The following is a 24,168-nucleotide window of genomic DNA, read 5'->3' as shown; positions in this document are numbered from 1 at the left end:
GCCTCAACGGCCAGCCACCTGGCGCAGCGCGTTGGCCAGCTCGACGGCCGACTTCACGCCCATCTTGTCGAACACGCGCGCGCGGTGGACCTCCACCGTGCGCACGCTGATCGCCAGCCGGTCGGCCACCAGCTTGTTGGGCAGCCCCTCGATCACCAGGTGCATCACGTCGCGCTCGCGGTCGGTCAGGCTGTCCAGCCGCTGCTGCACGCTTTTCTGTGCGCGGCGCTCGGCCTGCACCTGCGCCGACAGGACCAGCGCCTGCTCCACGCGGTCGACCAGGGCGTTGTCGGAAAACGGCTTCTCGCAGAAATCGAAGGCGCCGCGCTTGACCGCGTCGACCGCGGTCGGCACGTCGGCGTGGCCCGACAGGAAGATCACCGGCATCACCGCCTGCCAGGGCAGCACCAGCAACTGCTCGAACAGCGCCAGGCCGCTGGTGCCGGGCATGCGCACGTCCAGCAGCAGGCAACAGGGCACATCGGGCTCGGCGCTCCAGCGCGCGATCTCGGCCAGGAAGGCGTCGGCGCTGTCGTAGCCTTCGCTGAGGTGGCGCCGCGTGCGCAGCAGCCAGGCCAGCGCGTCGCGCACACCGGCGTCGTCGTCGACGATGAACACCTTGGCGTCGGGATGCAGGGTCATGGCGCGGATGATATCGCTGGGAGTGTGAAGCGAAAGACGGTGCCACGCGGCTGCGCCGGCTCGAAGGTCAGCGCGCCGCCGTGCTGCTCGATCACCGTGCGGCACAGCGACAGCCCCAGCCCCATGCCCTCGGCCTTGGTGGTGAAGAAAGGCGTGAACAGCTTCTCGCGCACCTCGTCGCTCAGGCCGCGGCCGTGGTCGGTCACCGCGAACTCGACCCAGGTCTTGCGCGGCGCTTCGCCCTCGTCCTGCGGCGCGCGCCGGGGCGCGATCACCAGCGAGAGCACGCGCAGGCCCGAGGCCAGCGGCGGGTCGCCCTCGGGCATGGCCTGCATGCCGTTGCGCGCGAGGTTGAGCAGCACCTGCTCGACCATGGTCCGGTCGCACAGCACATCGGGGCAACCGGGCGCGACGCGGGTCTGCACGCGGATGTCCAGCTTCTTGGCCTGCAGCGAGACCAGCGGCATGATGGCGTCGAGCAGGCGGGTCGGTGCCACCGCCTCGCGCACCTGCTCGCGCCGGCGCACGAAGTCGGCCACGCTCTTGATCACCCGGCCGGCACGGTCGGCCTGCTCGGACACGCGCTGCATCGCCTGGCGCAGCAGCTCCGGCGTGTCCAGGCCCGCGCCATCCCTGAGCAGATTGAGGCTGCCGGTGGCGTAGCTGGCGATCGCGGCCAGCGGCTGGTTCAGCTCGTGGCTCAGCAGCGAGGCCATCTCGCCCACCGTCGCCAGCCGTGCGGTCGCCTGCAGCCGTTCCTGCGACGCGCGGTTGAGTTCTTCGACGCGGCGCTGCTCGCTCTGGTCGATGATGGCGCTCATGAAGCCGGTCTGCGTGCCCTGCGCGTCGATCAGCGGCGCCTCGATGATCAGCACCGGGAAGCGCGTGCCGTCCTTGCGCTGGAACACCGACTCGTAGCCCTCGCGCGGCAGGATCTGGCCGGCCAGCCGCACGGCCTGGCGCTGCTGGTACTCGTCGACCAGCTCGGGCGGCCACCAGGGCGCGGGCAGGCCGGTGCCGATCAGTTCGTCGGCGTCAAAACCCACCATCTGGCAGAACGCCGGGTTGACGTAGGTGACGCGCCCCTGCATGTCGCGCGCGCGCAGGCCGGTCACCAGCGAGTTCTCCATCGCCTTGCGGAACGCCAGCGCATCGGCCACCTCGGTCTCGGCCCGCTGGCGCCGCCGCATGTCGCGGCCCAGCAGCACCAGCACCGCCAGCAGCGCCAGCGACAGCGCGCCGACCACAGCGGTGAGCACATTGGGGAACAGGCCGGCGACGCGGCGCGGGCCCTCCAGCCGCAACATCAGCGTGTGGCCGGGCAGGTCCAGCAGCGTGGTGGCGATCTGCAGGCTGCGGCTGCCGGCCACGCTGCTGTGCAGCGCCAGCCGCGTGCCGTCGACCTCGGTGAAGGCCAGGCCACGCCCGCGCACCAGGTCCTTGTTGGTCAGCTCGGCCAGCAGGCCGGGCAGGGCGTAGGTCGCCACCAGAAAACCCTCGGGCTCACCGGTGCGCACCACCGGCAGGCACATTTCCATCAGCTCCATGCCCATGCCGTTGCTCATCGGCCAGAAGTAGCTCGGCGAGAACGACGGCCCCGACACGCGGTGCGCGCTCTCGCAGGCCTGGCGCACATCGGGCAGCGCCTGGCTGCGCGGCAGCTGGCCATACAGCTCGGACACGTAGGCCGAGTCGCGCGCGGCCAGGGTCTTCAGCGTCCCGTCGCGCCACTCCAGCCGCACCAGCTCGCGGTGCTGGGCCAGCAGGTCGGCGGCCGGGTCCTGCCAGGAGCCGGTGGTGGGCGCCACGCTGTGCAGCGACTGCAGGGTCTGCACGTTGCGCACCAGGCCACCACGGATGTCGCTGGCCAGCGTGGTGGCGTCGCGCTCAAGCGCCTCCTGGTCGCGCACCTCCTCGTACTTGGCCGCCAGGAACACCAGCACGCCCAGCAGGGCCAGCACCAGCAGCAGCAAGGCGCCCCAGAGCAGCCAGCGTCTGGGAGGTCTCTTCATCGGCTCACAGACGGCGGTGCTGCAAGGACGGCAGTTGCTCGCGCACGCTGCGCAGGTACGCCAGATCGATGTCGGCCAGCACCACGCCCTGGCCCTCGGCCTGCATCGCCATCACCTGGCCCCAGGGATCGATCACCATGCTGCGGCCCCAGGTGCGGCGGCCGTTCTCGTGCACGCCACCCTGCGCGCTGGCGATCACGTAGGCCTGGTTCTCGATCGCGCGGGCGCGCAGCAGCACTTCCCAGTGCGCCTGGCCGGTGGTGTGGGTGAAGGCGGCCGGCACCAGCAGCAGGTCGGCCGCGAGCATGCGGTAGAGCTCGCCGAAACGCAGGTCGTAGCAGACGCTCATGCCCACGCGCCAATGTTCGCCCCCCTTGGACGGGAAGTCGAACACGGTCGGCGTGTCGCCCGGCGTGAGCACGTTGGCCTCGTCGTAGGCCTCGCGGCCGTTGTCGTAGCGGAACAGGTGGATCTTGTCGTAGCGGCTGACGCAGTGGCCCTTGTGGTCGTAGACCAGCGAGGCGTTGGCGGCGTGCTCTGGATCGTCGGTGGCCATGGGCATGGTGCCGCCGACGATCCAGAGCTTGAGCTCGCGCGCGGCGTCGGAGAGGAAGTCCTGCACCGTGCCCAGGCCGGGCTGCTCGGCCAGCAGCAGCTTGTCGGCGTCCTGCTGGCCCATGAAGCAGAAGTACTCGGGCAGCACGGCCAGCTCGGCGCCGCTGCGGGCGGCCTGGTCCAGCAGGGCGCGCGCGGCGCTGAGGTTGGCGTCCAGGCTGATGCCCGAGACCATCTGGATGGCGGCGACTTTCATCATTTCTCCTTGGTGCGCCGCGGGTCGGCGGCGCGCTGTGCGCAGCTTACTTCACCGCCGGCGCCGGCGTGGCCGGCGTCTCGGGTTTGGCAGGCTCTTTCGCGGGCTTTGGCTGCTCGATCTTCTCGACCTTGGGATCGGCCCAGCTGCCGCTGATGTGGAACTGCTGGGTGGTCGCCGACTGCAGCGGTTCGCGCAGCAGGAACTGGACCAGGAAGGTGCCCAGGCCGATCGCGGGGTTGATCGCGGTGGCGATCAGCGAGGCGGTGCCGGCGTTGATCTCGGGCACCACCACGACGTGGATGTCCTGCTGCTCGCGCGTGATGTCGGCCGTGCCTTCCATCAGCACGGCCGCGTTGATGCCCTTCATCTGCAGGTTGTTGGTGGTCGCCACGCCCTGTTTGATCTGCACGTCGCCGCGCACGAAGTCGAAGGCGAACCCGTCGGAGAACACGTCACGGAAGTCCAGCGTCAGGCGCCGCGGCAGCGACTGCAGGTTGAGCACCCCCAGCAGCTTGGCCGCGCCGGGTTCGACCTTGAGGAACTGGCCGGACTCGAAGTTGGCCGTCATCTCGCCCGACAGGCTGGGGTAGTCCAGCGCCAGCGGCGAGCCGCGCCAGGCGACATTGCCTTCGATCGTGCCCTTGCCGCCGCGCACCACGCCGGGCTTGCCGAAGCGGGCCAGCAGCTTGCCGGAGTCGTCGACGTCGAGCCGGAAATCCAGGTGCGAGCGCCGCGGCCCGCCCTCGCTGTCCGACGCGGCCCAGTTGCCGCTGCCGATCAGGCGCGCTTCGGGCACGCGCACATTGAGCTTGTTCAGCCGCCACTCGCGGTTGCGGCCGGTGCCGCGGTTGACCGCCTGGATGTCGACCATGCCCAGCTGGCGGCCCGCCAGCACGAAGTTCTCGACCGTGATGTCCAGCGCCGGCACGCTGGTGGGCTGTTCCAGCAGCTGCTCGACGTCGGCCGCGGCACTGGGCGCCAGGTTCAGCTCGGCCAGCCGCGCATAGATGCTGCCCGCGCTGGTGGCCGTGGGCTGGCGGTATTCGACGTAGCCGTTGAGCTCGTCGGCCTCGACGTTGGTGCGCCAGTGCGTGCCGTCGCGCGAACCGCCCAGCACCACGTTGTTGAAGGTGCGGCCGTCGACCAGCACCTGGCTGGCGCGCGCGGCCAGGATGGTGGGCAGGTAGGACAGGCTCTGGCCGGCCGCGGCGGGTGGCGCGGCGGAGGTGGCCGCGCTGCGCACATCGACGCCGCTGACGCTGTTGAACACGCTTTCCCAGGCACCGACATCGACGCGGCCGAAGCGCAGGTTGGCCAGCACGCCCTGCGGCGGCATCGGCGAGGACTCGCCGGCCTGCAGGCCGGTGCCCAGGCTGCCGCGCAGCACGCGCGGCTCCGGCTCGGTCACGTCGCGCTCGTACTGCACCGACAGCAGCGGCTGCGCCGCCGGGCCGACCTCGACCGCCAGCCGGTCGGTGCGCGCCACCTCGCCCCCGGCGCCAGGGCCGACCGAGGTGACCACGTTGTCGTAACGCAGCGGCAGGCTCTCGTCGGCGCGCTTTTCCAGCGGCGCCGGCAGGTTGACCGCCATGCCCTGCAGGCTGGTCGTCACATTGATCTCGGGCGAACCGCCCCGGAAGCCCAGGCGCGCGGTGTAGCCGGTGCTGCCGCTGGCGCGGGCGAACAGGCGCGAGGCAAAGCCCAGACCACCGTCGCGCAGGCCGTCGGCGGTGGCCGTGCCCTGGCCGCGGAACTCGATGCGCGAGGGGCCGCGCGCGTCGGCCGGCAGCATGCCGCCCTCCAGCGCGATCTCGCCGCCATAGACCCGGGCGTGCGCGTCCTGCAGCTTGAAGCTGCGTTCGGTGAAGACGATGCTGCCGCTGCTGCGTTCGAGCAGGGGCGCGTCGGGCGTGATGCGCAGGTCGTTGCCGGCCAGCGCGACGCTGCCCTGCATGGTGAAGTCGTCGGTCTTCTGCAGCGGCAGCTGCAGCTTGAACGTGACGCCGGTCTGGCCGGTGCCGGTGGTCCTGGCCAGCGCGTGGCCCAGCAGGCCGTTGACCGGCGAGGCCTGCACGAAGCCCAGCACCTCGCTGGCCGGGCCCTGCGCCTTGGCCGAGACCTCCAGCTTCGGGTTCGCCATCAGGTTGGGCACACCGACCTCGCCCTCGGACAGCTTCACCTTCGGCTGCCCCTCGACACCACCGGTCAGACCGGTCAGTTTGAGCGAGCCCTTGTCGAGCACCAGTTGCCCGTCCATCGCCTTGAGCGCCGGCCACGCCGGTTCGCCCGCGGCCTGCAGGTAGGCCGGCAGGAAGCCGTAGTCCAGGCCCTTGAGCGCGGCGGTGATGCGGAACTCGCCCTCGGTGCCGGCCTCGGTGAACGGCAGGTCCCAGAGGTCGCCGCGCACGCGGAACTCGACCTTGTCCGAGCTGCCGCCGCGCACCGCCTCGCGCACATAGCGGCGCACGTCGGCGCTGACCGACAGCGGCATGTAGCGGTGCACCTGCTTCGCGTCGGCGCGGCTGAGGGAGGCGTCCAGGTCGAGCACGCCGGGCAAGCGCGACTTCGCCTTGCTGCGGGCGGGGTCGGCCGTGACCCAGTGGACGCGCGCGGTGCCGGCGGCGTCGGTGTTGGCCAGCCGCAGGTTCTCGACCCAGGCCTCGACGCGCTCGCCCTTGAGTTCCCAGCGGGCGTCGGCCTGCAGGCTGTCCAGCGGAATCACCGGCACCTCGAACATGCCCGGCAGTTCGACCGAGCCCTTGGTGATGGTCACGCGCGCGGAGCCACCGTCCTGCGTCAGCTCGAAGTCCGCGTTGGCGCCGGTCACGCCGGGCCGGCCCGGGATCGGGTAGGGCCCGAAGCTGGACATCTGCCCGCTGGGCTGGCCCGCCAGCGCGAGGCCGATGGCGCGGCCCTTGGCCTGGTAGGCGGTGATGGGGGCCGGCGCGGGTGGCGTGGGGGCCGTGGCACTGGCGGCGCCACCACCGGGCGCGGTGGCCGGTTTCGCGGGAGCGACCGGGGTCGCCACGGGGCCCTGCCAGCGCGCCGACAGGCCTTCGATCCGGCCGGACGGGTTCAGGCTCGCGAGCAGGCTGCGGCTGGCCTCGGGCAGCGGCACCCGCTCGGCCAGGGCCGCCAGCGCCGCCAGATCGACGCGGTCGGCGTCCAGCGTGGTCGACCGGGTGCGGCTGCTCAGGCCGTTGTCGTGCTTGAGGCGCAGCTTGCCGCCACGCCAGTCGAGGCCGTCCCTGGTGCGGAAGCTCAGCTTGTCGGCCGAGAGCTCGAAGCCCTGGGCATTCCAGCTGGCGGCCAGGCGGCCGTCGACGCTGTCCAGCGCCAGCTCGGGCAGCTGCGCGCCCAGGCGCGTGGCCACGGCCTTGAGCCCGAGGTCGGCCGTGACACCGGTCAGCTGGCCGCGGTCCATGTCGCTCCAGGCGCGCAGGCGGCCCTGCCCGGTGCGGACTTCCACGTCCCACTCCGACAGGTCGACATAGGTCTTCAGGCGCGACACGTCGACGCCCGGAAAGTCGGCATAGAGCTCGCCGCTCCAGTTGTGCCAGGGCGCGCGGTCTTTCGGCACCGGGCCGAGATCCAGATCCAGCAGTGGCTCGCGCAGGTTGGCCATCAGGCTGAACGGCTGGCCCCAGTCGGCCGGCGGGCTGGCGTCCAGCCGCATCAGGTGGCTGCGCACGCTGTTGCGCACCACGAGGTTGAGCGCAGACAGCGCCAGCGGCGGCCGGTTGCGCAACTCGTCGGTCCAGCGCACGGTGCCGTTCTGGATCACGAACTCGGTCTGCGAGAAGAACCAGTCGGCCGCGCGGCCGTTGTCGTCCTGCTGGCCGGAGAAGTCCAGCCCGGCGATTTCAATGTGGTCCTTGGCGGTGCGCCGGATGTCGAGCACCGGCGATTCGATCACCAGCTGCTCGAAGCCCAGGCGCCACAGCGAGGTGACCGACACCGCGGCCCGCACCCGGGGCAGCCGCAGCGCCTCGCGACCGGCCGGGTCGAACAGGCGCACGTCGTCGAGCTCCAGCGCCGGGACCAGCCGCAGCAGATAGCCAGCCTGCGAGCCCGACTCACCCACAGATTCGGCGCGGAGGGCGCCGACCTTGACCGGTACCCCCACGGCCGCCGTGGCCCAGCGTTCCAGGTCGGGGCGCCACTCTCCGATTCGCGGCACAATCCAAAGATGCAGGGCACCCAGGGTGAGGGCGAACAGCGTCCAGACCGCGAGCACCATCCACAGCAGCAGCCGCGTGATCGCCGAGAAGGTCCTTTGTGTTCGCGAGGCAGGGGCGACGGGGGCCGGGCTTTGATTCATATCCAACGCAAATTATGACGGTCAGTGCTTGCTCCGGTTCCGCAGCGTCGGTTTCTGCTTTGTCATCAAATGTGAATTCCATCGCTCTGCCCGCGCGGCAGGCCGAGCATTCCCGCTTCGTGCAGCGGGTGCGGCGCCGCTACGAGAAGGAACTGGACTGCCTGCCACCGGGCGCGCCGGTGAAGGCGTCGATGCTGGCCTGTCTGGCGACGCTGCGCGAACGCGGCCTGCCGGTGCCGGCCGCGCTGCGGGTGCTGCGCCAGCTGGTGATGGAGCGGCTGGTGGTGCTGGACTGCGAACAGGACGCCACGCTGGCCGAGGTCACGCGGGCCGTGACCGAGCTGGCCGAAATCGCGCTGGACCAGGCCTGCGCCCTGGCCTTTGCCGACCTCGACGACCTCTACGGCGCCCCGATGACCGAGACCGGCCAGCGCGCCCAGCTCTGGGTGATCGGCATGGGCAAGCTCGGCGCGCGCGAGCTCAATGTCTCCAGCGACATCGACCTGATCTATGTCTACGACGCCGACGGCGAGACCGCCGGCAACGCGGCCGGCCGCAACCGCATCAGCAACCACGAGTACTTCGGCAAGGCGGTCAAGCACCTCTACAACAGCGTGGGCGAGACCACCGAACACGGCAACGTGTTCCGGGTCGACCTGGCGCTGCGGCCCAACGGCAACTCCGGTCCCAGCGCGGTCTCGCTGGGCGCGCTGGAGGAATATTTCCTGGTGCAGGGTCGCGAGTGGGAGCGCTTTGCCTGGCTCAAGAGCCGCGTGATCGCGCCCGACGCCTGCATCGCCAGCAAGAGCGCGAGCGCGCTGCGCGGCGCGGTGCTGCCCTTCGTCTTCCGCAAGTACCTGGACTACAACGTCTTCGACTCGCTGCGCACGCTGCACCGGCAGATCCGCGACCACGCGGCCAAGCGCGCCGCCGGCAACCCGGGTCGCGCCAACGACGTCAAGCTCTCGCGCGGCGGCATCCGCGAGATCGAATTCACCGTGCAGTTGTTGCAGGTGGTGCGCGGCGGCCAGTTCCCCGAACTGCGCACGCGCCCGACGCTGGACGCGCTGCAGCGCGTGGCCAAGGCCAACCTGATGCCACGCGCCACGGCCGACGCCCTGGCCACGGCCTACGTGTTCCTGCGCAAGGTCGAGCACCGCATCCAGTACCTGGACGACCAGCAGACCCACCTGATCCCGACCCGCGACGACGACCTGGCCTGGATCGCCGCGACCATGGGCTACCCCGACACCTGCGCCTTCCTGTGTGCGCTGGACACCCACCGCGAAACGGTGGCGCACGAGTTCGACATCCTGCTCGGTGGCGCGCCCGGCGGTGGCTGCAGCGGCAAGGGTTGCCACAAGGCGGCGTCGCGTGGCGCGATGGAAGACCTGCAGGGCGTGATGGCCGGCCTGCCCGAGGCGTTTGCCGCCAAGGTCGCGCAATGGTGCGAGCACCCGCGGGTGCTGGCGCTGCGCGAGGACGCGCGCATGCGGCTGGTGCGGCTGGTCGAGCGCACCGGGGCCTGGCTGGAAGAAGGGCGCGTCAACGAGGTCGCCGCGCTGCGCCTGGCCGACTGGATCGAGCCGCTGCTGCGCCGCGAAAGTTACCTCGCCCTGCTGCAGGAACGGCCCTCGGTGCACGAGCGGCTGCTGCGCCTGCTGGGCGCGGCCAAGTGGCCGGCGCGTTACCTGCTCAAGCACCCGGGCGTGATCGACGAACTCGCCAGCCAGCAGCTGCTGACCGACCGCTTCGACGCTGCGCAGTTCGAGGCCGAGCTCGAAGACCGGCGCATCTCGCTCTCGCGCACCGGCGAAGACGACGAAGAGGCGCTGCTCAACCTGCTGCGCCGGGCGCAGCACGCCGAGGTGTTCCGCACCCTGGCGCGCGACGTCGAGGGCGTGCTGACGGTGGAGCAGGTGGCCGACGACCTGTCGGCGCTGGCCGACGCGGTGCTGCGCGTGACCGCGCGCTGGTGCTGGAGCCGGCTCAAGAACCGCCACCGCGACGAACCCGCGTTCGCGATCATTGGCTACGGCAAGCTCGGCGGCAAGGAGCTGGGTTACGGCAGCGACCTGGACATCGTGTTCGTCTACGAGGACGAACATGAAAACGCCAGCGAGATCTACGCCGCCTTCGTGCGCAAGCTGATCAACTGGCTCACGGTCAAGACCGGCGAGGGCGACCTCTACGAGATCGACACCGCCCTGCGGCCCAACGGCAACTCGGGCATGCTGGTGACCACCTTCGGCGCCTACGACCATTACCAGCGCGGCCGCGGCAGCAACACCGCCTGGACCTGGGAACACCAGGCCATGACGCGCGCGCGGTTCGTGATGGGCATGGCGGGGCTGCAAGAGCGCTTCGACGGCGTGCGCGAAGCGGTCATCACCGCCGGACGCGACCGCGCGGCGCTGGCGCAGGAGATCACGGCCATGCGCGAGAAGGTGCGCGCGGCCCACCCGGTGCGCGGCGAGACCTACGACGTCAAGCACAGCGTGGGCGGCATGGTCGACGTCGAGTTCGTGGTCCAGTACCTGGTGCTGGCGCATTCGGGCGAACACCCCGAGCTGCGCGGCAACCTGGGCAACATCGCGCTGCTGCAGCGGGCCGAGGCCGTGGGCCTGCTGCCGCACAGCGTGGGCCAGGAAGCGGCCGATGCCTACCGCGAGCTGCGCCACCTGCAGCACCGGGCGCGGCTGGACGAGGCGCCGACGCAGATCGATGCCGCCGCCGCGGCGGGGCTGTCGGCCGCGGTGCAGGCGCTCTGGCGCCACGTGCTCGGCAACCCGGGGTAGATCGAGCCCCCACGCTCCACCGCTGCGCGGGGCACTGCCCCCCGAGGGGGCTGGGCCTGCCTGGGGGCGGCCCGGCGGCTGGCCCCGGCCCCCACGCTCCGCCGCTGCGCGGGGCGCCGGCAACCAAGACCATGTGCCTCTCAGGGGCAACCGAAAGATTGATTCGGCTGTTTTGTGACTGATCAGTCACAATAAAACCAATCAGTTCAATTCGGCAACCAAGCCACCCGGAGGGCACATGGACCACCACCCGCGGAACTTTTCCACGGCATCGCCGCTCAATAACGGCACCGCGACGCCGATGCAGGTGTTGTCGGGTCTCCAGGTTTTTGCTCTGCGAAGCCTTCCGCCGATCGTGGCGGTTGCAATCCCGAGGCGCTTCTCCTCCTCCTCCCTCCCTCCCTCCTTCGCGTCGGGGCGCTTCGCAGATCTTTGTATTCCCTCCCGCCGCCCCACCCGGGCGGCGGCCTGCCGGGGCTGAGCCATGTTCTCGCCCCGCCAAGCATCCCCCATCGGCGGCGCCCCCGCCCGCCGGCCCCGCGTGGCCATCGTCGGTTCCGGCATCGCCGGGCTGGCCGCCGCCCACACCCTGAACGGCCTGGCCGAGCTGACGCTGTTTGAAGCCGGCGACTATTTCGGCGGTCACACCCACACCGTCGACCTGACCCTGCCCGACCCCGGCGGCCGGCCGGTCACCTTCGGCGTCGACACCGGCTTCCTGGTGCTCAACGAGCGCACCTACCCCAACCTGCTTGCGCTGCTGGAGCAGCTGGACGTCGCGGTCGCCCCGTCGGACATGTCGTTCTCGGTGCAGGCGCCGGGCGCCGGCCCGAAAGGTGCTGCGCTGGAATGGAGCGGCTGCGACCTGTCCACCGTGTTCGCGCAGCGCGCCAACCTGGGCAACCCGCGCTTCTGGCGCATGCTGGCCGACATCGTGCGCTTCAACCGACTGACCACCCGGCTGGCGCGGCGCGGCGACGACCTCGGCGCCGACAGCCCCTTGCTGGAACCGCTGGGCGATTTCCTGACCCGGCACCGCTTCTCCGACGCCTTCCGCGACTGGTACTTCCTGCCGATGATGGGCTGCATCTGGAGCTGCCCGACCGACCAGATGCTGCGTTTCCCGGTCGCGACCATGGTCCGCTTCTGCCACAACCACGGCCTGATCCAGGTCACCCACCGCCCGCAGTGGTACACGGTCGCCGGCGGCGCGCGGCAGTACGTCGAGAAGATCGTCGCGGCCATCCCCGACCGCCGCCTGAACACACCGGTGCGGCAGGTGCTGCGCGACGCGCACGGCGTGCAGGTGGTCACCGACGGCCGGGTCGAACGCTTCGACGCCATCGTCATGGCCTGCCACAGCGACCAGGCGCTGTCCATCCTCGGCCGCTCGGCCACGGCCGAAGAATCCGTGTTGCTGGGCGCGATCCGCTACCAGCCCAACCGCGCCGTGCTGCACACCGACGCCTCGGTGCTGCCGCAGCGCCAGAAGGCCTGGGCGGCCTGGAACTACGCCGCCGGCGGCGCCAGCGGCGAGCCGCGCGTCTGCCTGCACTACCTGATCAACCGCCTGCAGCCGCTGCCGGTGAGCACGCCGGTGATCGTCTCGCTGAACCCGCAGCGCGCCATCGACCCGGCGCAGGTGGTCGGCGAATACGAATACGCGCACCCGGTGTTCGACCTGGCGGCGATCCGGGCACAGAAGCAGATCGCCCGGCTGCAGGGCCAGCACCACACCTGGTTCGCCGGCGCCTGGCTGGGCTACGGCTTCCACGAAGACGGCCTGAAGGCCGGCCTGCGGGCGGCGCACGACATCATTCTGGAACACGACCTGCTGCCCGCCGGCAGCGCCCGCCAGGCGCGCATGGCCGCTCAGCCGGGAGTGATGGCATGACCAGCGTGGGGGCCTTGGTCGGTTTTGGCCAGGTGCGCCATGCCCGCTCGCGGCCCCAGGCGCACGCCTTCGCCTACCCGACCTTCTTCCTGATGCTGCCGATGCGTGGCCTGCGCGCCCACGGCAACGGCGCACTGGCGCGCAACCGGGCGGCGGCGCTGTCCTTCCACGACCGCGACCACGGCGACGGCCGCGAGGACAGCCTGTCCTGGCTCGACAGCCTGCTGGCCATGCAGGGCATCCACGACGCCACCGGCGAGGTCTGGCTGCACACCTACCCGCGCGTGCTGGGCTATGTGTTCAAGCCGGTGAGCTTCTGGTACTGCCACCGGACCGACGGCAGCCTGCGCGCCGTGGTCGCCGAGGTCAACAACACCTTCGGCGAACGCCACTGCTACCTGCTGGACGCGCCGCGCTATGGCGTGCCGGCCACGGCCGACAAGGTGTTCCACGTCTCGCCCTTCTGCCCGGTGCGCGGCGAATACCGCTTCGTGTTCCTGCGCACGCAGCACGGCGGTGAAGACCGCACCGTGGCCCGCGTCGACTTCCACGACGAGCCTGGCGCCGAGGCCCTGATCCGCACCAGCGTCAGCGGCACGCTCGAACCCCTGACAACGGCCAGCACCCGCCGCGCCCTGTGGCAACACCCGGCCATGACGCTGGCCGTGGTCGCGCGCATCCACTGGCAGGCGCTGCGGCTGTGGCTCAAGCGCGCCCCGTTCTTCCGCCAGCCCGCCCCGCCGGCCGACTTCGTGACGCCCGGCCATCCCAGCCCTCCGTGACCACGCCCTCCTGACCCGATCCATGAACAGCACCACCGCCCCCCGTCACGCCGGCTTCGCCCTGCCCCGCAGCGCCCCGGCCGCCGCGCGCACCACGCTGCAACTGCTGCAGGGCCTGCGCCATGGATCGCTCACGCTGCAGTTGCCCGACGGCACCGTGCAGCGCTACGGCAGCGGCCAGGGTCCGCTGGCCACCATGCGCCTGAACAACTGGAACGTGTTCGGCGCCTCGCTCAAGTCCGGCGACATCGGTTTTGCCGAGAGCTACATCGCGGGCGACTGGAGCACGCCGCAGCTGACCGACCTGCTGCGCCTGCTGATCGCCAACCGCGGCGCGATCGAAGACGTGGTCTACGGCTCCTGGATCGGGCGCCTGGCCTACCGGCTGCGCCACCTGCTCCACCGCAACAGCAAGACCAACAGCCGCAAGAACATCCACGCCCACTACGACCTGGGCAACGCCTTCTACGAACTCTGGCTGGACGAGACCATGAACTACTCGTCGGCGCTGTTCGAGCGGCCCGACCAGGACATGGTGGAAGCACAGCACGCCAAGGTGCGGCGCGCGCTGCGCATGGCGGGCGTGCAGCCGGGCGACCGGGTGCTGGAAATCGGCTGCGGCTGGGGCGCGCTGGCCGAGAAGGCGGTCACCGAGTTCGGCGCCTCGGTCACCGGCGTCACGCTGTCGACCGAGCAGCTGGCGTTCGCACAGAAGCGCAACCCGGGGGCCGACCTGCGGCTGCAGGACTACCGCGACATCCAGGACGCCCCCTACGACGCCATCTGCTCGATCGAGATGGTCGAGGCCGTGGGACGCGAGTACTGGGACACCTACTTCGGCGCCGTCGCGCGCCTGCTCAAGCCGGGCGGCCGCGCCTGCATCCAGAGCATCACCATCCGCGACGACCTGTTCGAGCGCTACATCGCCGGCACCGACTTCATCCAGCAGTACATCTTCCCGGGCGGCTGCCTGCCCAGTCCCTCGCAGTTCCGCGCCGCCGCCGAACGCGCCGGGCTGCAGGTGGTCGACCAGTTCCACTTCGGCCTGGACTACGCGCGCACGCTCTGGCACTGGCGCCAGCGCTTCCTGCAGCAGCAGGACAGCGTGCAGCCGCTGGGCTTCGATGCGCGCTTCATGCGCACCTGGGAGTTCTACCTCGCCTACTGCGAAGCCGCCTTCGCCGAAGGCAACACCGACGTCGTGCAGTTCACGCTGCGCAAGCCGGACTGAGGATCACCCCATGGCCACGCGCAGGCTCCTGTTGCAGTCGCTGCTGGTGACCACCGGCACCGCCGCACTGCCATCACCGGCCATGGCGAACGCGCACACGGCCGGCGAAGCCCTGGCGGGCCAGCGCGCGATTGGCCAGAGCCTGTTCCGCTGGTTCGGCCTGGAGGTCTACCGCGCCACGCTGTACGCCAGCCCCGGCTTCGAGCCGCAGGGCTACGAAGGGCAGCGCTTCGCGCTGGAGCTGGAATACCGGCGCGCCTTCGACGGGCCTTCCATTGCCAAGCGTTCGCTCGACGAGATGCAGGGCATCGCGCCGCTGGACCCGGCGCGGGCGCGCCAGTGGCTGGACCTCATGGCCCGCACCTTTCCCGACGTGGCGCCGGGCGACCGCCTGCTCGGACAACACGACCCGGAACGCGGCGCGCGTTTCTTCCTCAACGGCCGGCTGCACGGCACGGTGGACGACCCGGTGTTTTCCGCGCGCTTCTTCGGCATCTGGCTCTCGCCCCGCACCTCGCAGCCCAGGCTGCGCGACGCGCTGATCGCGGGCGCGTCGCGCTGAGGCGCCGCCATGACCGCCACCCACACCTCCGTGGCCGAGCGCTTCACCGGGCCGGGCGCCTGGCGCGAGGGCCTGCGCTACGGGCTGCTGGGCCTGCCGCTGGCCTTCGTGGCGCTGCCGCTCTATGTGCTGCTGCCCAACCACTACGCGCGCAGCTTCGGCGTGCCGCTGGCGGCGCTGGGCATGGTGCTGCTGGGCACGCGCCTGTTCGATGCGCTGCTCGATCCCTGGATCGGGCGCTGGTGCGACCGGCTGTTCGCGCGTTCGCACCGCGCCGTGCTGGGCGCCGCGGGGGCGGCCGCTGCCGTACTGGCGCTGGGGCTGTGGGGCCTGCTGTTTCCGCTGCCCGCCCTGCGCGGCGACGCCACCGGCCTGCTGGTCTGGGCCGGCGCGCTGATGGCGCTGACCTACGCGGCCTACAGCGTCGCCAGCGTGGCGCACCAGGCCTGGGGAGCGCGCCTGGGCGGCAACGAGGTGCAGCGCAGCCGCGTGCAGGCCTGGCGCGAGGGCCTGGCGCTGGCCGGCGTGCTGGTCGCCGCGGTGCTGCCGACGCTGGGCGGACTGGCAGTGACGGTCGGGGTGTTCGCGGCGCTGCTGGCGATCGGCTGGCTGGCCTGGTCCAGTGCGCTGGCGCCACCGCCCGGCGTTCCGCTGCCCACCACGCGGACCGCCGCCAGTCCCTGGCAGGAGCCGCGCTTCGTCCGCCTGCTCGCCGTGTTCGTGGTCAACGGCACGGCCAGCGCGATCCCCGCGACCCTGGTGCTGTTCTTCGTGCAGGACCGGCTGCAGGCGCCGGCGCAGATCGAGCCGGCCTTTCTCGCCCTCTATTTCCTCAGCGCCGCGCTGTCGCTGCCGCTGTGGCTGCGGCTGGTGCCGCGGCTCGGACTGGCGCGCACCTGGCTGGCGGGCATGCTGCTGGCGGTGGTGAGCTTCGTCTGGACCGCCACGCTGGGCGGCGGCGACACCGTGCCCTTCCTGGTCGTGTGCGCGCTCTCGGGCACCGCGCTGGGCACCGACCTCGCCCTGCCGGGTGCGCTGCTGGCCGGGCTGATGGACGAGACCGGCGAACGTGGGCAGCGCGAAGGCGCTTACCTGGGCTGGTGGAACTTCGCCGCCAAGCTCAACCTCGCGCTGGCGGCCGGCCTGGCGCTGCCGCTGCTGGGCGCGCTGGGCTACGCGCCGGGCTCGCGCGATCCCGCGGCCCTGCAGACCCTGACCCTGGCCTACGCCCTGCTGCCCTGCGCGCTCAAGCTGCTGGCCGCGGGCCTGCTGTACGCACTGCTGATCCGCCCGGCCGCCGCGCCGGCCCCGAACCAGACCCACCCGACCATTCCCCACAAGGCATTGCCATGAAACGTCGCCTCCTGCTCTCCGGTGCCGGCGCTGCCGCCGCCACGCTCGCGCTCACCGGCTGCGCCGGTCCGCAGGTGAACGAATACGCGAGCGAAAAGCCGGCGCTGGACCTGCGCCAGTACTTCAACGGCACGCTCGACGCCTACGGTGTCTTCACCGACCGCAGCGGCCAGGTGGTGCGCCGCTTCACCGTGGTGATGCGCTGCCAGTGGAACGGCGACGAGGGTGTGCTCGACGAAGACTTCGCCTATTCGGACGGCACGACCCAGAAGCGCATCTGGCGCCTGACGCACCTGGGCAACGGCCGCTACACCGGCCGCGCGGACGACGTGGTCGGCACCGCCGACGGACAGGTCGCGGGCAACGCCTTTCGCTGGGGCTACACGCTGGCGCTGCCGGTCGGCGGCGATCCGAGCGCCGCCGGGCCGCCCCAAGGCGCGAGCGCCCCCTCGGGGGGCAGCGCCGTCCGCGAAGCGACCAGCGTGGGGGCCACGATCGTGAACGTCGATTTCGACGACTGGATGTACCTGATGGACGAGCGCGTGATGCTCAACAAGGCGACCATGAGCAAGTTCGGCATCCGCCTGGGCGAAGTCACGCTCAGCTTCGTGCGCCGCGCCAACTGAGCCCGATGGCATGAACACCCCAAGCAGTTTTGTCGAACCGCTCGCCGCCACCGGCACCACCGCGCCCCGGCGCGGGCCCGGCCTCTGGCGACCGTTCAACCCGCCCATCGCCGCCTGGCGCGGGCAGCGGGTCTGGATCGTCGGCGCATCCACCGGCATCGGCCGCGCCGCGGCGGAGCAACTGCTGGCCCAGGGCGCGACGGTGCTGGCCTCGGCCCGCAACGCGGTGGGGCTGGCCGATCTGGTCGCCCGCCACTCGCGCACCGGCGAGCCGCCGCGCGTGCAGGCCTGGCCGCTGGACGCCACCGACGCCGCCGCTGTCGCCCGGACGGCGAACAGCCTGCTGGCGCAGGGCCCGATCGACCTGGTGCTCTACTGCGCCGGCCACTACCGCGGCCAGCGCGCCGACACCTTCGACCTGGCCGAGATGCAGCGGCACATGGCGATCAACTACGGCGGCGCGCTGACCCTGCTCGACGCCGTGCTGCCGGCCTTCCTCGCGCGCGGCCAGGGCCACATCAGCCTGGTCAGCAGCGTGGCGGGCTTTCGCGGCCTGCCCCAGGGCCTGGCCTACGGCCCGACCAAGGCCGCGCTGACGCATCTGGCCGAGACGCTGTACCTCGACCTCGCGCCACGCGGCATCGGCGTGAGCGTGGTACACCCCGGTTTCGTGAAAACACCGCTGACCGCACAGAACGCCTTCGAGATGCCCGCGCTGATCACGCCCGAGGTGGCGGCGCGCGAACTGCTGGCCGGCATCGCGGCGGGCGCGTTCGACATCCACTTCCCCCGGCGCTTCACGCACTGGATGAAGCTGCTGCGTCTGCTGCCCTACCGTGCCTACTTCCCGCTGGTGCACCGCGCCACCGGGCTCTGACCCGACATGACGCAAGCCTCTTCCGATCACCGCGCCGCCGTGGCGCGGCTGTCCGCGTTCTACGGACAGCTGAACCCGCAGGACCTCGACCGTCTCGGTGATTTCTACGCGCCCGACGCGCGCTTCAAGGACCCGTTCAACGAGGTGCAAGGGCTGCCCGCGATCCGCCAGATCTTCGGCCACATGTTCACGGCGCTGCACGATCCGCGCTTCGTGGTCACGCAGCAGCTGGTGGATGGCCCGCAGGCGTTTCTGGTGTGGGAATTCCGCTTCCGCTTCCGCCGCTTCGACACAGTGACCGAACAGGTGGTCCGCGGCGGCTCGCACCTGGTGCTGGACAGCGACGGCCTGGTGACCCTGCACCGCGACTACTGGGACGCGGCCGAGGAGCTGTACGAGAAGCTGCCCGGCCTGGGCGCGCTGATGCGCTGGCTGCGGCGCCGCGCCAACCAGTGAACCCGTTCAGCGCCGGGCGAGCATCTTCTCGCGCACGGCGGCCACCAGCGCCTTGCCGGTCTGCAAGGTTTCCATCGGGTCCACCTCGCCGAGTTCGGCCATGTCCTGCAGCACCTCTTCGCGCTTGTTGCGCGCCAGGCAGGCCAGCAGCTTGTCGCGCAGCGCCTCGTCTTCCACCGTGCGCAGCAGCTTGGCCAGGTCGTACAGGTCGCAGCGCGAGACCGCATCGAACAGCGACTTCTGGTCGGCGAACGCCAGGTCTTCGACGTCGGTGAACTGGTCCGGCGTCTTGATCTTGCGGTCCGAAAAGAACTTGCGCCCCTTGTCGTTGAGCAGACGCAGGATCTCGCTCTTGCGGAAGGTGAAGATGTCCTCGGCGAACTCGCTGCCGGCGAGCTTCTTGAGCAGCAGCGAGCGGTCCACGTCGACCATGGCGGCGAACTCGTCGACGCTCACGTACTCGTAGTCCACCTTCTCGGTGTCGGTGTGGTCGGCCACGATGCGCCGCGCCTGCACCACGATGTCCTTGGGCGAGAAGATCACGCGCTTGCCGTTGCCCTTCTCGTCGTCGATGCGGATCAGGTGCAGCATCAGCAGCTTGGTGATGCTGTTGCGGATGTGCACGTCCGAGTGCCCGAGCAGCGCGCGCGCCTGCACGAACACATCGGTCAGCAGCGGGCTGGCGAGCACCGGCTGGGCCGCGGTGCTGCGCAGCTCGTTCTTGGTCCGCCCGACCTCGGCGATGCCCAGCAGGTTCAGCAGCTGCGCATAGACCAGGATGTCGGGCTGGTAGTTGACACGGGTGGCGATCAGCTCGTGCGCCACCGCCAGCCGCTCGACCAGCGAACGCAGCAGGCCGGGGGTGAACTTGGGCGTTTCGCCCAGCTCCCGCTCCAGCGTCTCGTAGCCGACCAGGTACAGCTCGCAATAGGAACGCGCGGCGGCGTTGTTGCCGCGCCGGCCCTGCACCAGCTGCGTCGCCACGCCAAAGCACTGCCCGGGCCCGAGCGTCTCGACCACGACGCGCTTTTCCTCGCGGACCATGTAGATGTCCACCGACCCGTCCTTGATCACATACAGGTGGTGCCCCGGCATGCCCTCGGTGTAGAGCACGTCGCCCGCGTAGAAACGCTGCTGGGTGAAGCCTTCGTCGGGCCCGAAGGGCATGGGCAATGGCAGGGGACGGACGGTGGTGGCGGTGTTCATGGTGTCGGCTTTGCGCACGGGCAGCGACAGAACACACCGCCCCGATCCTTGCATCGGCAGTGTTGGCGACAACTTGAGGGGAAAACGCCCGGAGGGCGCGCGGATCAGCCCGGACGGCTGTCGGCGAAGCTCTGGCGCAGCGCCAGCTTGTCGGCCAGGCGGGCCAGGTTGGGGTGCGTGGTGCGCCACTCCAGCTGCGGGAAGCGGAAGCTCAGGTACCCCAGCGCGCAACCGACCGCGACGTCGGACAGACTCAGGTGGATGCCCGAGCAGAAGGGCTTGTCGGCCAGGCCACGGGCCATCGCCACCAGCGCGGCGTCGACCTTGCCGAGCTGGCGGTCGATCCAGGCCTGGCTGCGCTGCTCTTCGGTGCGGCCGGGCCAGGTCGCTTCCAGGCGCGCCAGGATGGCGGCGTCCATCACGCCGTCGGCCAGCGCTTCCCAGGTCTTGACCTCGGCGCGCTCGCGGCCGGACGGCGGAATCAGCTTGCCCACGGGCGAGAGCGTGTCGAGGTATTCGACGATCACGCGCGAATCGAACACCGCTTCGCCGCCCTCCATGATCAGGCAGGGCACCTTGCCCAGCGGGTTGGAGGTGGCGATCGTCGTGTCGGCCGACCAGACGTCTTCCGGCACGAACTGGTAGTCGAGCTTTTTCTCGGCCATGACGACGCGGACCTTGCGGACGTAAGGGCTGGTGGTGGCGCCGATGAGTTTCATGAATGAAAAAGCGTGGGAGTCCCTGGGCCGGCCATTTTAGCGAGCCAGATGCCCTCCCGTGCTGAACGGCCAGCGGTCATCCCGGCGCCACCCCCGCCTTCTACAATCCGAGGGATGCGATCGACCACCACTGCCACCCCCTCCGCCGCGGGCACCCTCACGCCCGTTTCCGCCCTTTCTCCGCTGGACGGCCGCTACGCCGGCAAGCTGGCGCCACTGCGGCCCTTCATGAGCGAACAGGGCTACATGCACCGCCGCGTGCAGGTCGAGATCGCCTGGTTCATCGCCCTGTCCGACGCCGGTTTCGACGAATTCCCGCCGCTCTCGCCCGGCGCACGCACCTACCTGATGGACCTGGTGAAGAACTTTTCCGAGGCCGACGCGGTCGCGATCAAGGACATCGAGAAGACCACCAACCACGACGTCAAGGCCGTCGAGTACTGGATCAAGTCCAGGTTCGACGCCCGCCCCGAGCTGGAAAAGGCCGCCGAATTCGTGCACTTCGCCTGCACCAGCGAAGACATCAACAACACCAGCCACGCCCTGCAGCTCAAGGGCGGGCGCGACGCCGTGCTGCTGCCCGCGCTGGACCAGGTGATCGTGCGGCTGCGCGAGATGGCGCACCAGTTCGCCGACGTGCCCATGCTCAGTCGCACCCACGGCCAGACCGCCAGCCCGACCACGGTCGGCAAGGAACTGGCCAATGTGGTGGTGCGCCTGTCCGGCGCGCGCGAACGCATCGCGGCCGTGAAGCTCATGGGCAAGATGAACGGCGCGGTCGGCAACTACAACGCCCACCTGTCCGCCTGGCCCGACTTCGACTGGGAAGCCTTCAGCAAGAAGGTCATCGAGACCGCCGAGCCGCTGGGCCTGGGCCTGACCTTCCAGCCGTACTCGATCCAGATCGAGCCGCACGACTACATGGCCGAGCTGTTCGACGCCATCGCGCGCACCAACACCATCCTGGTCGACCTCTCGCGCGACATCTGGGGCTATGTGAGCCTGGGTTACTTCAAGCAGCGGCTCAAGGCCGGCGAAATCGGCTCTTCGACCATGCCGCACAAGGTCAACCCGATCGACTTCGAGAACGCCGAAGGCAACCTGGGCCTGGCCAACGCACTGCTCAAGCACCTGTCCGAGAAGCTGCCGGTCAGCCGCTGGCAGCGCGACCTGACGGACTCGACCGTGCTGCGCAACATGGGCGTGGCCATGGGCTACGCCGTGCTGGCCTACAGCTCGCTGATGACCGGCCTGAACAAGCTCGAACTCAACCAGGAAGCGCTGGCCGACGACCTGAACGCCTCGTGGGAAGTGCTGGCCGAGCCGATCCAGACCGTGATGCGCCGCTTTGGCGTGCAGGGCGCCTACGAGAAGCTCAAGGAAGTCACGCGCGGCAAGACCGTGACGGCCGAAGCCCTGCACACCCTGATCCGCAGCCTGGAGATTCCCCAGGCCGAGAAGGACCGGTTGCTGGCGATGACGCCGGGCAGCTACGTCGGCAAGGCCGCCGAACTCGCCCGCCGCGCCTGAGCCACCGCCCGATGCCCTGCGGGGCAGGGCCGGTGCGCACCACTTCGGTGTGTGGCGCGGGGTCCACCATCCACAAATGGGGGGAAGGACTGGTTTTCCCGCGATGCAGGCGCCGGGGAATTGGGCATAGTGCTTGCGTGGCTTGATCTGCCTCAAATCGAGACAGAGACTTCGCCTCTACAGTGGCGCCCCTGAGACCGCCCGCAAGAGGCGATCCTTTCTTTGGCGGGCCTTTGGCCCGCTTTTCGTTGGAGAACACAAAACCATGGCCATCGAGCTGTACAACCACCAAGGGCATGTGTGCCTGATGTTCGCGCACCTCAGCGACGAGGGCGGCGAAGCCGTGCAGGCCAACCAGTTCCTGGTGATCGATGGCGATCAGGGTGCGGTGATCGATCCGGGCGGCAACATGGCGTTCAACGAACTGCTGCTGACCATCGGCCGCTACTTCCCGCCCAACAAGCTCACCGAGATCCTGGCGTCGCACGCCGATCCGGACATCATTGCCTCGCTGGACCGCTGGATGACCAGCACCCAGGCCACGCTGTACATCTCCAAGCTGTGGGAGCGTTTCGCGCCGCACTTCTGCAAGCCCGGCAAGACGGCCGGGCGCATCGTCGGCATCCCCGACCCCGGCATGCGGATCAAGCTCGGCCGCAGCGAGCTCGTGGCGCTGCCGGCGCACTTCATGCACGCCGAAGGCAACTTCCAGTTCTGGGACCCGGTGAGCAGGATCCTGTTCTCCGGCGACCTCGGCGTGTCGCTGGGCACCTCGGGCGACGCGGCCAAGCCGATCACCAGCCTGGCGCCGCACCTGCACCGCATGGAGGCCTTCCACCGGCGCTACATGGTGTCGCAGAAGGTGCTGCGCCTGTGGGCGAACATGGTGCGGGATCTGCCGATCAAGATGATCGTGCCGCAGCACGGCGCGCCGCTGGCTGGCGACGCCGTCAAGGAGTTCATCGGCTGGATCGGGGACCTGACCTGCGGCATCGACAACGTCACGCAGGCCAACTACACGATCCCTGCCTGAGAGAGCTGGGGCCCCCACGCTCCACCGCTGAGCATGGTCGCTGCCCCCCGAGGGGGCTGATTCAGCTTGGGGCGGCCCGGCGCTGAATCCGGAGCCCGCACCTCTGCGGGTCGCTATTCGACCGCGCGCTCGGCGTAGCGGTTGAAGCGCCAGGCATCACCGGCGAGGGTGATGCGGCGCCAGACCCTGCGTTTTTCGGCGGGACTCATGCCCGTCCAGTGCTGCACCTCGTGGAAGCTGCGGCCGCAGCCCTTGCACACCTCGTCACCCTGGCTGGTGGAGCAGATCGCGATGCAGGGCGTGTCCGGGGTGGTCTCGAACCAGGCCAGCCAGGCGCGCCGCGCTGCGGCCGGCAGCGACGCCTCGTCGGCCTCGGTCTGCCCGTGGAAAACCAGCAATGCATACACCTGCGCCAGCGCATGGACCTCGGGCGCCAGCGCCACGCCGTCCACCGACGGCACCCGCTCGCGCCAGTGGTTGATCGCGGCTTCGATGTCGGTGATGTGGATGCCGGTCATGGGGCGCCGATCTTATGACCTGCGGCCCTTGCCGGCCGCGGATGGTCAGGCGGCAGACACGGCCTTGCGGCCCTGGAGGAACTTGCCCATGGCCACGACCAGCACCGCGCCGGCCGCCGCTGCCGCATAGAACGCCACCGAATGGTGAGGCACCATCGGTTCGACCATCTTGTCGGACACCATGGTTTCACCGCCCACCCAGCCGATCAGCGCCGCGCCGAAGGTGACGATGACCGGGTAGCGGCCCATGACCTTGATCATGAGCGTGCTGCCGAAGATCACGATCGGGATCGCAATCGCCAGACCGATCACCAGCAGCGCCATGTTGCCGTTGGCGGCAGCGGCCACACCGATCACGTTGTCCAGACTCATCACCAGATCGGCCACCAGGATCGTCCGGATGGCAGGGATCAGGCCACTGTGGGTCTGGCCTTCCTCTTCGCCGTCGCCACCATCGTTGAGCAGTTGCACGCCGATCCACAGCAACAGAATGCCACCGACCAGCTGCAGCCACGGCAGTTGCATGAGTTTGACGGCCACGATGGTCAGCACCACCCGCAGGACCACGGCAGCGGCCGTGCCCCAGAAGATCGCCTGTTTCTGCTGTCGGGGCTCCAGACCACGGGCTGCCAACGCGATCACGACCGCGTTGTCGCCCGAAAGGATGATATTGATCCAGATGATCTGGCCCAGGCCCAGCCAGAACTGCGGGTTAGAAAAGAAGTCCAAGCGAGTCTCCGAGCGAAATGTCGTGTTCGGGAGCCTGGCAAAAAGCCGGGCCGAAAGCGCGTCAG

General features: G+C 70.1%; 19 protein-coding genes. 11 read left to right on the top strand and 8 right to left on the bottom strand.

All coding sequences use genetic code 11. From position 1 onward, the window contains the following. Positions 1 to 3: 3 nt before the first annotated feature. Genes ACS5NL_RS01410 through ACS5NL_RS01395 form a run of 4 tightly spaced genes read right to left on the bottom strand, consistent with a single transcriptional unit; the run spans position 4 to position 7,789 of the window. Positions 4 to 642: a response regulator transcription factor gene (locus ACS5NL_RS01410; protein WP_439351778.1), complete on the bottom strand. Its 639-nt coding sequence runs from the start codon at positions 640 to 642 to the stop codon at positions 4 to 6. Next, positions 639 to 2,654 (bottom strand): two-component system sensor histidine kinase NtrB, encoded by a 2,016-nt coding sequence (locus ACS5NL_RS01405; protein ID WP_439351777.1) that lies wholly within the window; start codon positions 2,652 to 2,654, stop codon positions 639 to 641. Before ACS5NL_RS01405 ends, ACS5NL_RS01410 begins: the two co-directional genes overlap by 4 nt. 4 nt (positions 2,655 to 2,658) lie before the next feature. Then, positions 2,659 to 3,465, bottom strand: a complete 807-nt coding sequence (locus ACS5NL_RS01400) for a carbon-nitrogen hydrolase family protein (RefSeq protein ID WP_439351776.1) — start codon at positions 3,463 to 3,465, stop codon at positions 2,659 to 2,661. 46 nt (positions 3,466 to 3,511) lie between these two features. Continuing rightward, positions 3,512 to 7,789 carry a YhdP family protein gene (locus ACS5NL_RS01395; RefSeq protein WP_439351775.1) on the bottom strand — a complete coding sequence of 1,426 codons (4,278 nt, stop codon included), beginning with the start codon at positions 7,787 to 7,789 and terminating at the stop codon, positions 3,512 to 3,514. A gap of 14 nt (positions 7,790 to 7,803) precedes the next feature. Here ACS5NL_RS01395 and glnE point away from each other — a divergent pair, with 14 nt between their 5' ends. From glnE to ACS5NL_RS01350, 9 genes are all read left to right on the top strand, one after another. Then, complete coding sequence (glnE, locus tag ACS5NL_RS01390; protein WP_439351774.1) at positions 7,804 to 10,587, top strand: bifunctional [glutamate--ammonia ligase]-adenylyl-L-tyrosine phosphorylase/[glutamate--ammonia-ligase] adenylyltransferase; 2,784 nt, start codon at positions 7,804 to 7,806, stop codon at positions 10,585 to 10,587. Between the two features lie 484 nt (positions 10,588 to 11,071). Further along, positions 11,072 to 12,481 carry an NAD(P)/FAD-dependent oxidoreductase gene (locus tag ACS5NL_RS01385; RefSeq protein ID WP_439351773.1) on the top strand — a complete coding sequence of 470 codons (1,410 nt, stop codon included), beginning with the start codon at positions 11,072 to 11,074 and terminating at the stop codon, positions 12,479 to 12,481. Next, the gene (locus tag ACS5NL_RS01380) at positions 12,478 to 13,263 is read left to right on the top strand and encodes a DUF1365 domain-containing protein (protein WP_439351772.1); all 786 of its coding nucleotides are present in this window, start codon (positions 12,478 to 12,480) and stop codon (positions 13,261 to 13,263) included. Before ACS5NL_RS01385 ends, ACS5NL_RS01380 begins: the two co-directional genes overlap by 4 nt. Before the next feature lie 22 nt (positions 13,264 to 13,285). Next, positions 13,286 to 14,494 carry a class I SAM-dependent methyltransferase gene (locus ACS5NL_RS01375; protein ID WP_439351771.1) on the top strand — a complete coding sequence of 403 codons (1,209 nt, stop codon included), beginning with the start codon at positions 13,286 to 13,288 and terminating at the stop codon, positions 14,492 to 14,494. Between the two features lie 10 nt (positions 14,495 to 14,504). Next, positions 14,505 to 15,056 (top strand): chalcone isomerase family protein, encoded by a 552-nt coding sequence (locus tag ACS5NL_RS01370; protein WP_439351770.1) that lies wholly within the window; start codon positions 14,505 to 14,507, stop codon positions 15,054 to 15,056. A 9-nt stretch (positions 15,057 to 15,065) separates the two neighbouring features. Further along, complete coding sequence (locus tag ACS5NL_RS01365) at positions 15,066 to 16,409, top strand: MFS transporter (RefSeq protein ID WP_439351769.1); 1,344 nt, start codon at positions 15,066 to 15,068, stop codon at positions 16,407 to 16,409. Beyond that, positions 16,406 to 17,035 carry a DUF3833 domain-containing protein gene (locus tag ACS5NL_RS01360; RefSeq protein WP_439351768.1) on the top strand — a complete coding sequence of 210 codons (630 nt, stop codon included), beginning with the start codon at positions 16,406 to 16,408 and terminating at the stop codon, positions 17,033 to 17,035. Before ACS5NL_RS01365 ends, ACS5NL_RS01360 begins: the two co-directional genes overlap by 4 nt. 10 nt (positions 17,036 to 17,045) lie before the next feature. After that, on the top strand, positions 17,046 to 17,912 hold the full coding sequence (locus ACS5NL_RS01355) for an SDR family NAD(P)-dependent oxidoreductase (protein ID WP_439351767.1): 867 nt from the start codon (positions 17,046 to 17,048) through the stop codon (positions 17,910 to 17,912). 6 nt (positions 17,913 to 17,918) lie between these two features. After that, on the top strand, positions 17,919 to 18,368 hold the full coding sequence (locus tag ACS5NL_RS01350; RefSeq protein ID WP_439351766.1) for a nuclear transport factor 2 family protein: 450 nt from the start codon (positions 17,919 to 17,921) through the stop codon (positions 18,366 to 18,368). Between the two features lie 6 nt (positions 18,369 to 18,374). Here ACS5NL_RS01350 and ACS5NL_RS01345 read toward each other — a convergent pair whose 3' ends face one another. Both ACS5NL_RS01345 and ACS5NL_RS01340 read right to left on the bottom strand, forming a co-directional pair. Further along, complete coding sequence (locus ACS5NL_RS01345) at positions 18,375 to 19,574, bottom strand: cyclic nucleotide-binding domain-containing protein (RefSeq protein ID WP_439351765.1); 1,200 nt, start codon at positions 19,572 to 19,574, stop codon at positions 18,375 to 18,377. 104 nt (positions 19,575 to 19,678) lie between these two features. Next, entirely contained in the window at positions 19,679 to 20,293 is a 615-nt protein-coding gene (locus tag ACS5NL_RS01340) for a glutathione S-transferase N-terminal domain-containing protein (RefSeq protein ID WP_439351764.1), read from the bottom strand. Positions 20,294 to 20,407: 114 nt separating this feature from the next. Between ACS5NL_RS01340 and purB the strand changes: the two genes are divergently transcribed. Both purB and ACS5NL_RS01330 read left to right on the top strand, forming a co-directional pair. Next, on the top strand, positions 20,408 to 21,823 hold the full coding sequence (gene purB / locus ACS5NL_RS01335; RefSeq protein ID WP_439351763.1) for an adenylosuccinate lyase: 1,416 nt from the start codon (positions 20,408 to 20,410) through the stop codon (positions 21,821 to 21,823). A gap of 265 nt (positions 21,824 to 22,088) precedes the next feature. Continuing rightward, entirely contained in the window at positions 22,089 to 22,856 is a 768-nt protein-coding gene (locus tag ACS5NL_RS01330) for an oxygen-binding di-iron domain-containing protein (protein WP_439351762.1), read from the top strand. 113 nt (positions 22,857 to 22,969) lie between these two features. On the opposite strand, the gene ACS5NL_RS01325 is transcribed toward ACS5NL_RS01330, so the two are convergent. Both ACS5NL_RS01325 and ACS5NL_RS01320 read right to left on the bottom strand, forming a co-directional pair. Beyond that, on the bottom strand, positions 22,970 to 23,374 hold the full coding sequence (locus tag ACS5NL_RS01325) for a DUF3717 domain-containing protein (protein ID WP_439351761.1): 405 nt from the start codon (positions 23,372 to 23,374) through the stop codon (positions 22,970 to 22,972). A gap of 45 nt (positions 23,375 to 23,419) precedes the next feature. Next, positions 23,420 to 24,103: a TerC family protein gene (locus tag ACS5NL_RS01320; protein ID WP_439351760.1), complete on the bottom strand. Its 684-nt coding sequence runs from the start codon at positions 24,101 to 24,103 to the stop codon at positions 23,420 to 23,422. Positions 24,104 to 24,168: the final 65 nt, after the last annotated feature.

It is taken from the genome of Hydrogenophaga sedimenti, from assembly GCF_051857515.1.
Lineage (GTDB): Bacteria > Pseudomonadota > Gammaproteobacteria > Burkholderiales > Burkholderiaceae_C > Hydrogenophaga.
This window is presented reverse-complemented; position numbering and strand designations above follow the sequence as displayed.

What these genes read in the sequence shown, in the direction of transcription:
- ACS5NL_RS01400 (WP_439351776.1), bottom strand. Translation starts at nt 3,465, where the DNA reads ATGAAAGTCGCCGCCATCCAGATGGTCTCGGGCATCAGCCTGGACGCC.
- ACS5NL_RS01385 (WP_439351773.1), top strand. Translation starts at nt 11,072, where the DNA reads ATGTTCTCGCCCCGCCAAGCATCCCCCATCGGCGGCGCCCCCGCCCGC.
- glnE (WP_439351774.1), top strand. Translation starts at nt 7,804, where the DNA reads ATGACGGTCAGTGCTTGCTCCGGTTCCGCAGCGTCGGTTTCTGCTTTG.
- ACS5NL_RS01365 (WP_439351769.1), top strand. Translation starts at nt 15,066, where the DNA reads ATGACCGCCACCCACACCTCCGTGGCCGAGCGCTTCACCGGGCCGGGC.
- ACS5NL_RS01405 (WP_439351777.1), bottom strand. Translation starts at nt 2,654, where the DNA reads ATGAAGAGACCTCCCAGACGCTGGCTGCTCTGGGGCGCCTTGCTGCTG.
- ACS5NL_RS01345 (WP_439351765.1), bottom strand. Translation starts at nt 19,574, where the DNA reads ATGAACACCGCCACCACCGTCCGTCCCCTGCCATTGCCCATGCCCTTC.
- ACS5NL_RS01350 (WP_439351766.1), top strand. Translation starts at nt 17,919, where the DNA reads ATGACGCAAGCCTCTTCCGATCACCGCGCCGCCGTGGCGCGGCTGTCC.
- ACS5NL_RS01340 (WP_439351764.1), bottom strand. Translation starts at nt 20,293, where the DNA reads ATGAAACTCATCGGCGCCACCACCAGCCCTTACGTCCGCAAGGTCCGC.
- ACS5NL_RS01325 (WP_439351761.1), bottom strand. Translation starts at nt 23,374, where the DNA reads ATGACCGGCATCCACATCACCGACATCGAAGCCGCGATCAACCACTGG.
- ACS5NL_RS01375 (WP_439351771.1), top strand. Translation starts at nt 13,286, where the DNA reads ATGAACAGCACCACCGCCCCCCGTCACGCCGGCTTCGCCCTGCCCCGC.
- ACS5NL_RS01355 (WP_439351767.1), top strand. Translation starts at nt 17,046, where the DNA reads ATGAACACCCCAAGCAGTTTTGTCGAACCGCTCGCCGCCACCGGCACC.
- ACS5NL_RS01380 (WP_439351772.1), top strand. Translation starts at nt 12,478, where the DNA reads ATGACCAGCGTGGGGGCCTTGGTCGGTTTTGGCCAGGTGCGCCATGCC.
- purB (WP_439351763.1), top strand. Translation starts at nt 20,408, where the DNA reads ATGCGATCGACCACCACTGCCACCCCCTCCGCCGCGGGCACCCTCACG.
- ACS5NL_RS01370 (WP_439351770.1), top strand. Translation starts at nt 14,505, where the DNA reads ATGGCCACGCGCAGGCTCCTGTTGCAGTCGCTGCTGGTGACCACCGGC.
- ACS5NL_RS01360 (WP_439351768.1), top strand. Translation starts at nt 16,406, where the DNA reads ATGAAACGTCGCCTCCTGCTCTCCGGTGCCGGCGCTGCCGCCGCCACG.
- ACS5NL_RS01395 (WP_439351775.1), bottom strand. Translation starts at nt 7,789, where the DNA reads ATGAATCAAAGCCCGGCCCCCGTCGCCCCTGCCTCGCGAACACAAAGG.
- ACS5NL_RS01410 (WP_439351778.1), bottom strand. Translation starts at nt 642, where the DNA reads ATGACCCTGCATCCCGACGCCAAGGTGTTCATCGTCGACGACGACGCC.
- ACS5NL_RS01330 (WP_439351762.1), top strand. Translation starts at nt 22,089, where the DNA reads ATGGCCATCGAGCTGTACAACCACCAAGGGCATGTGTGCCTGATGTTC.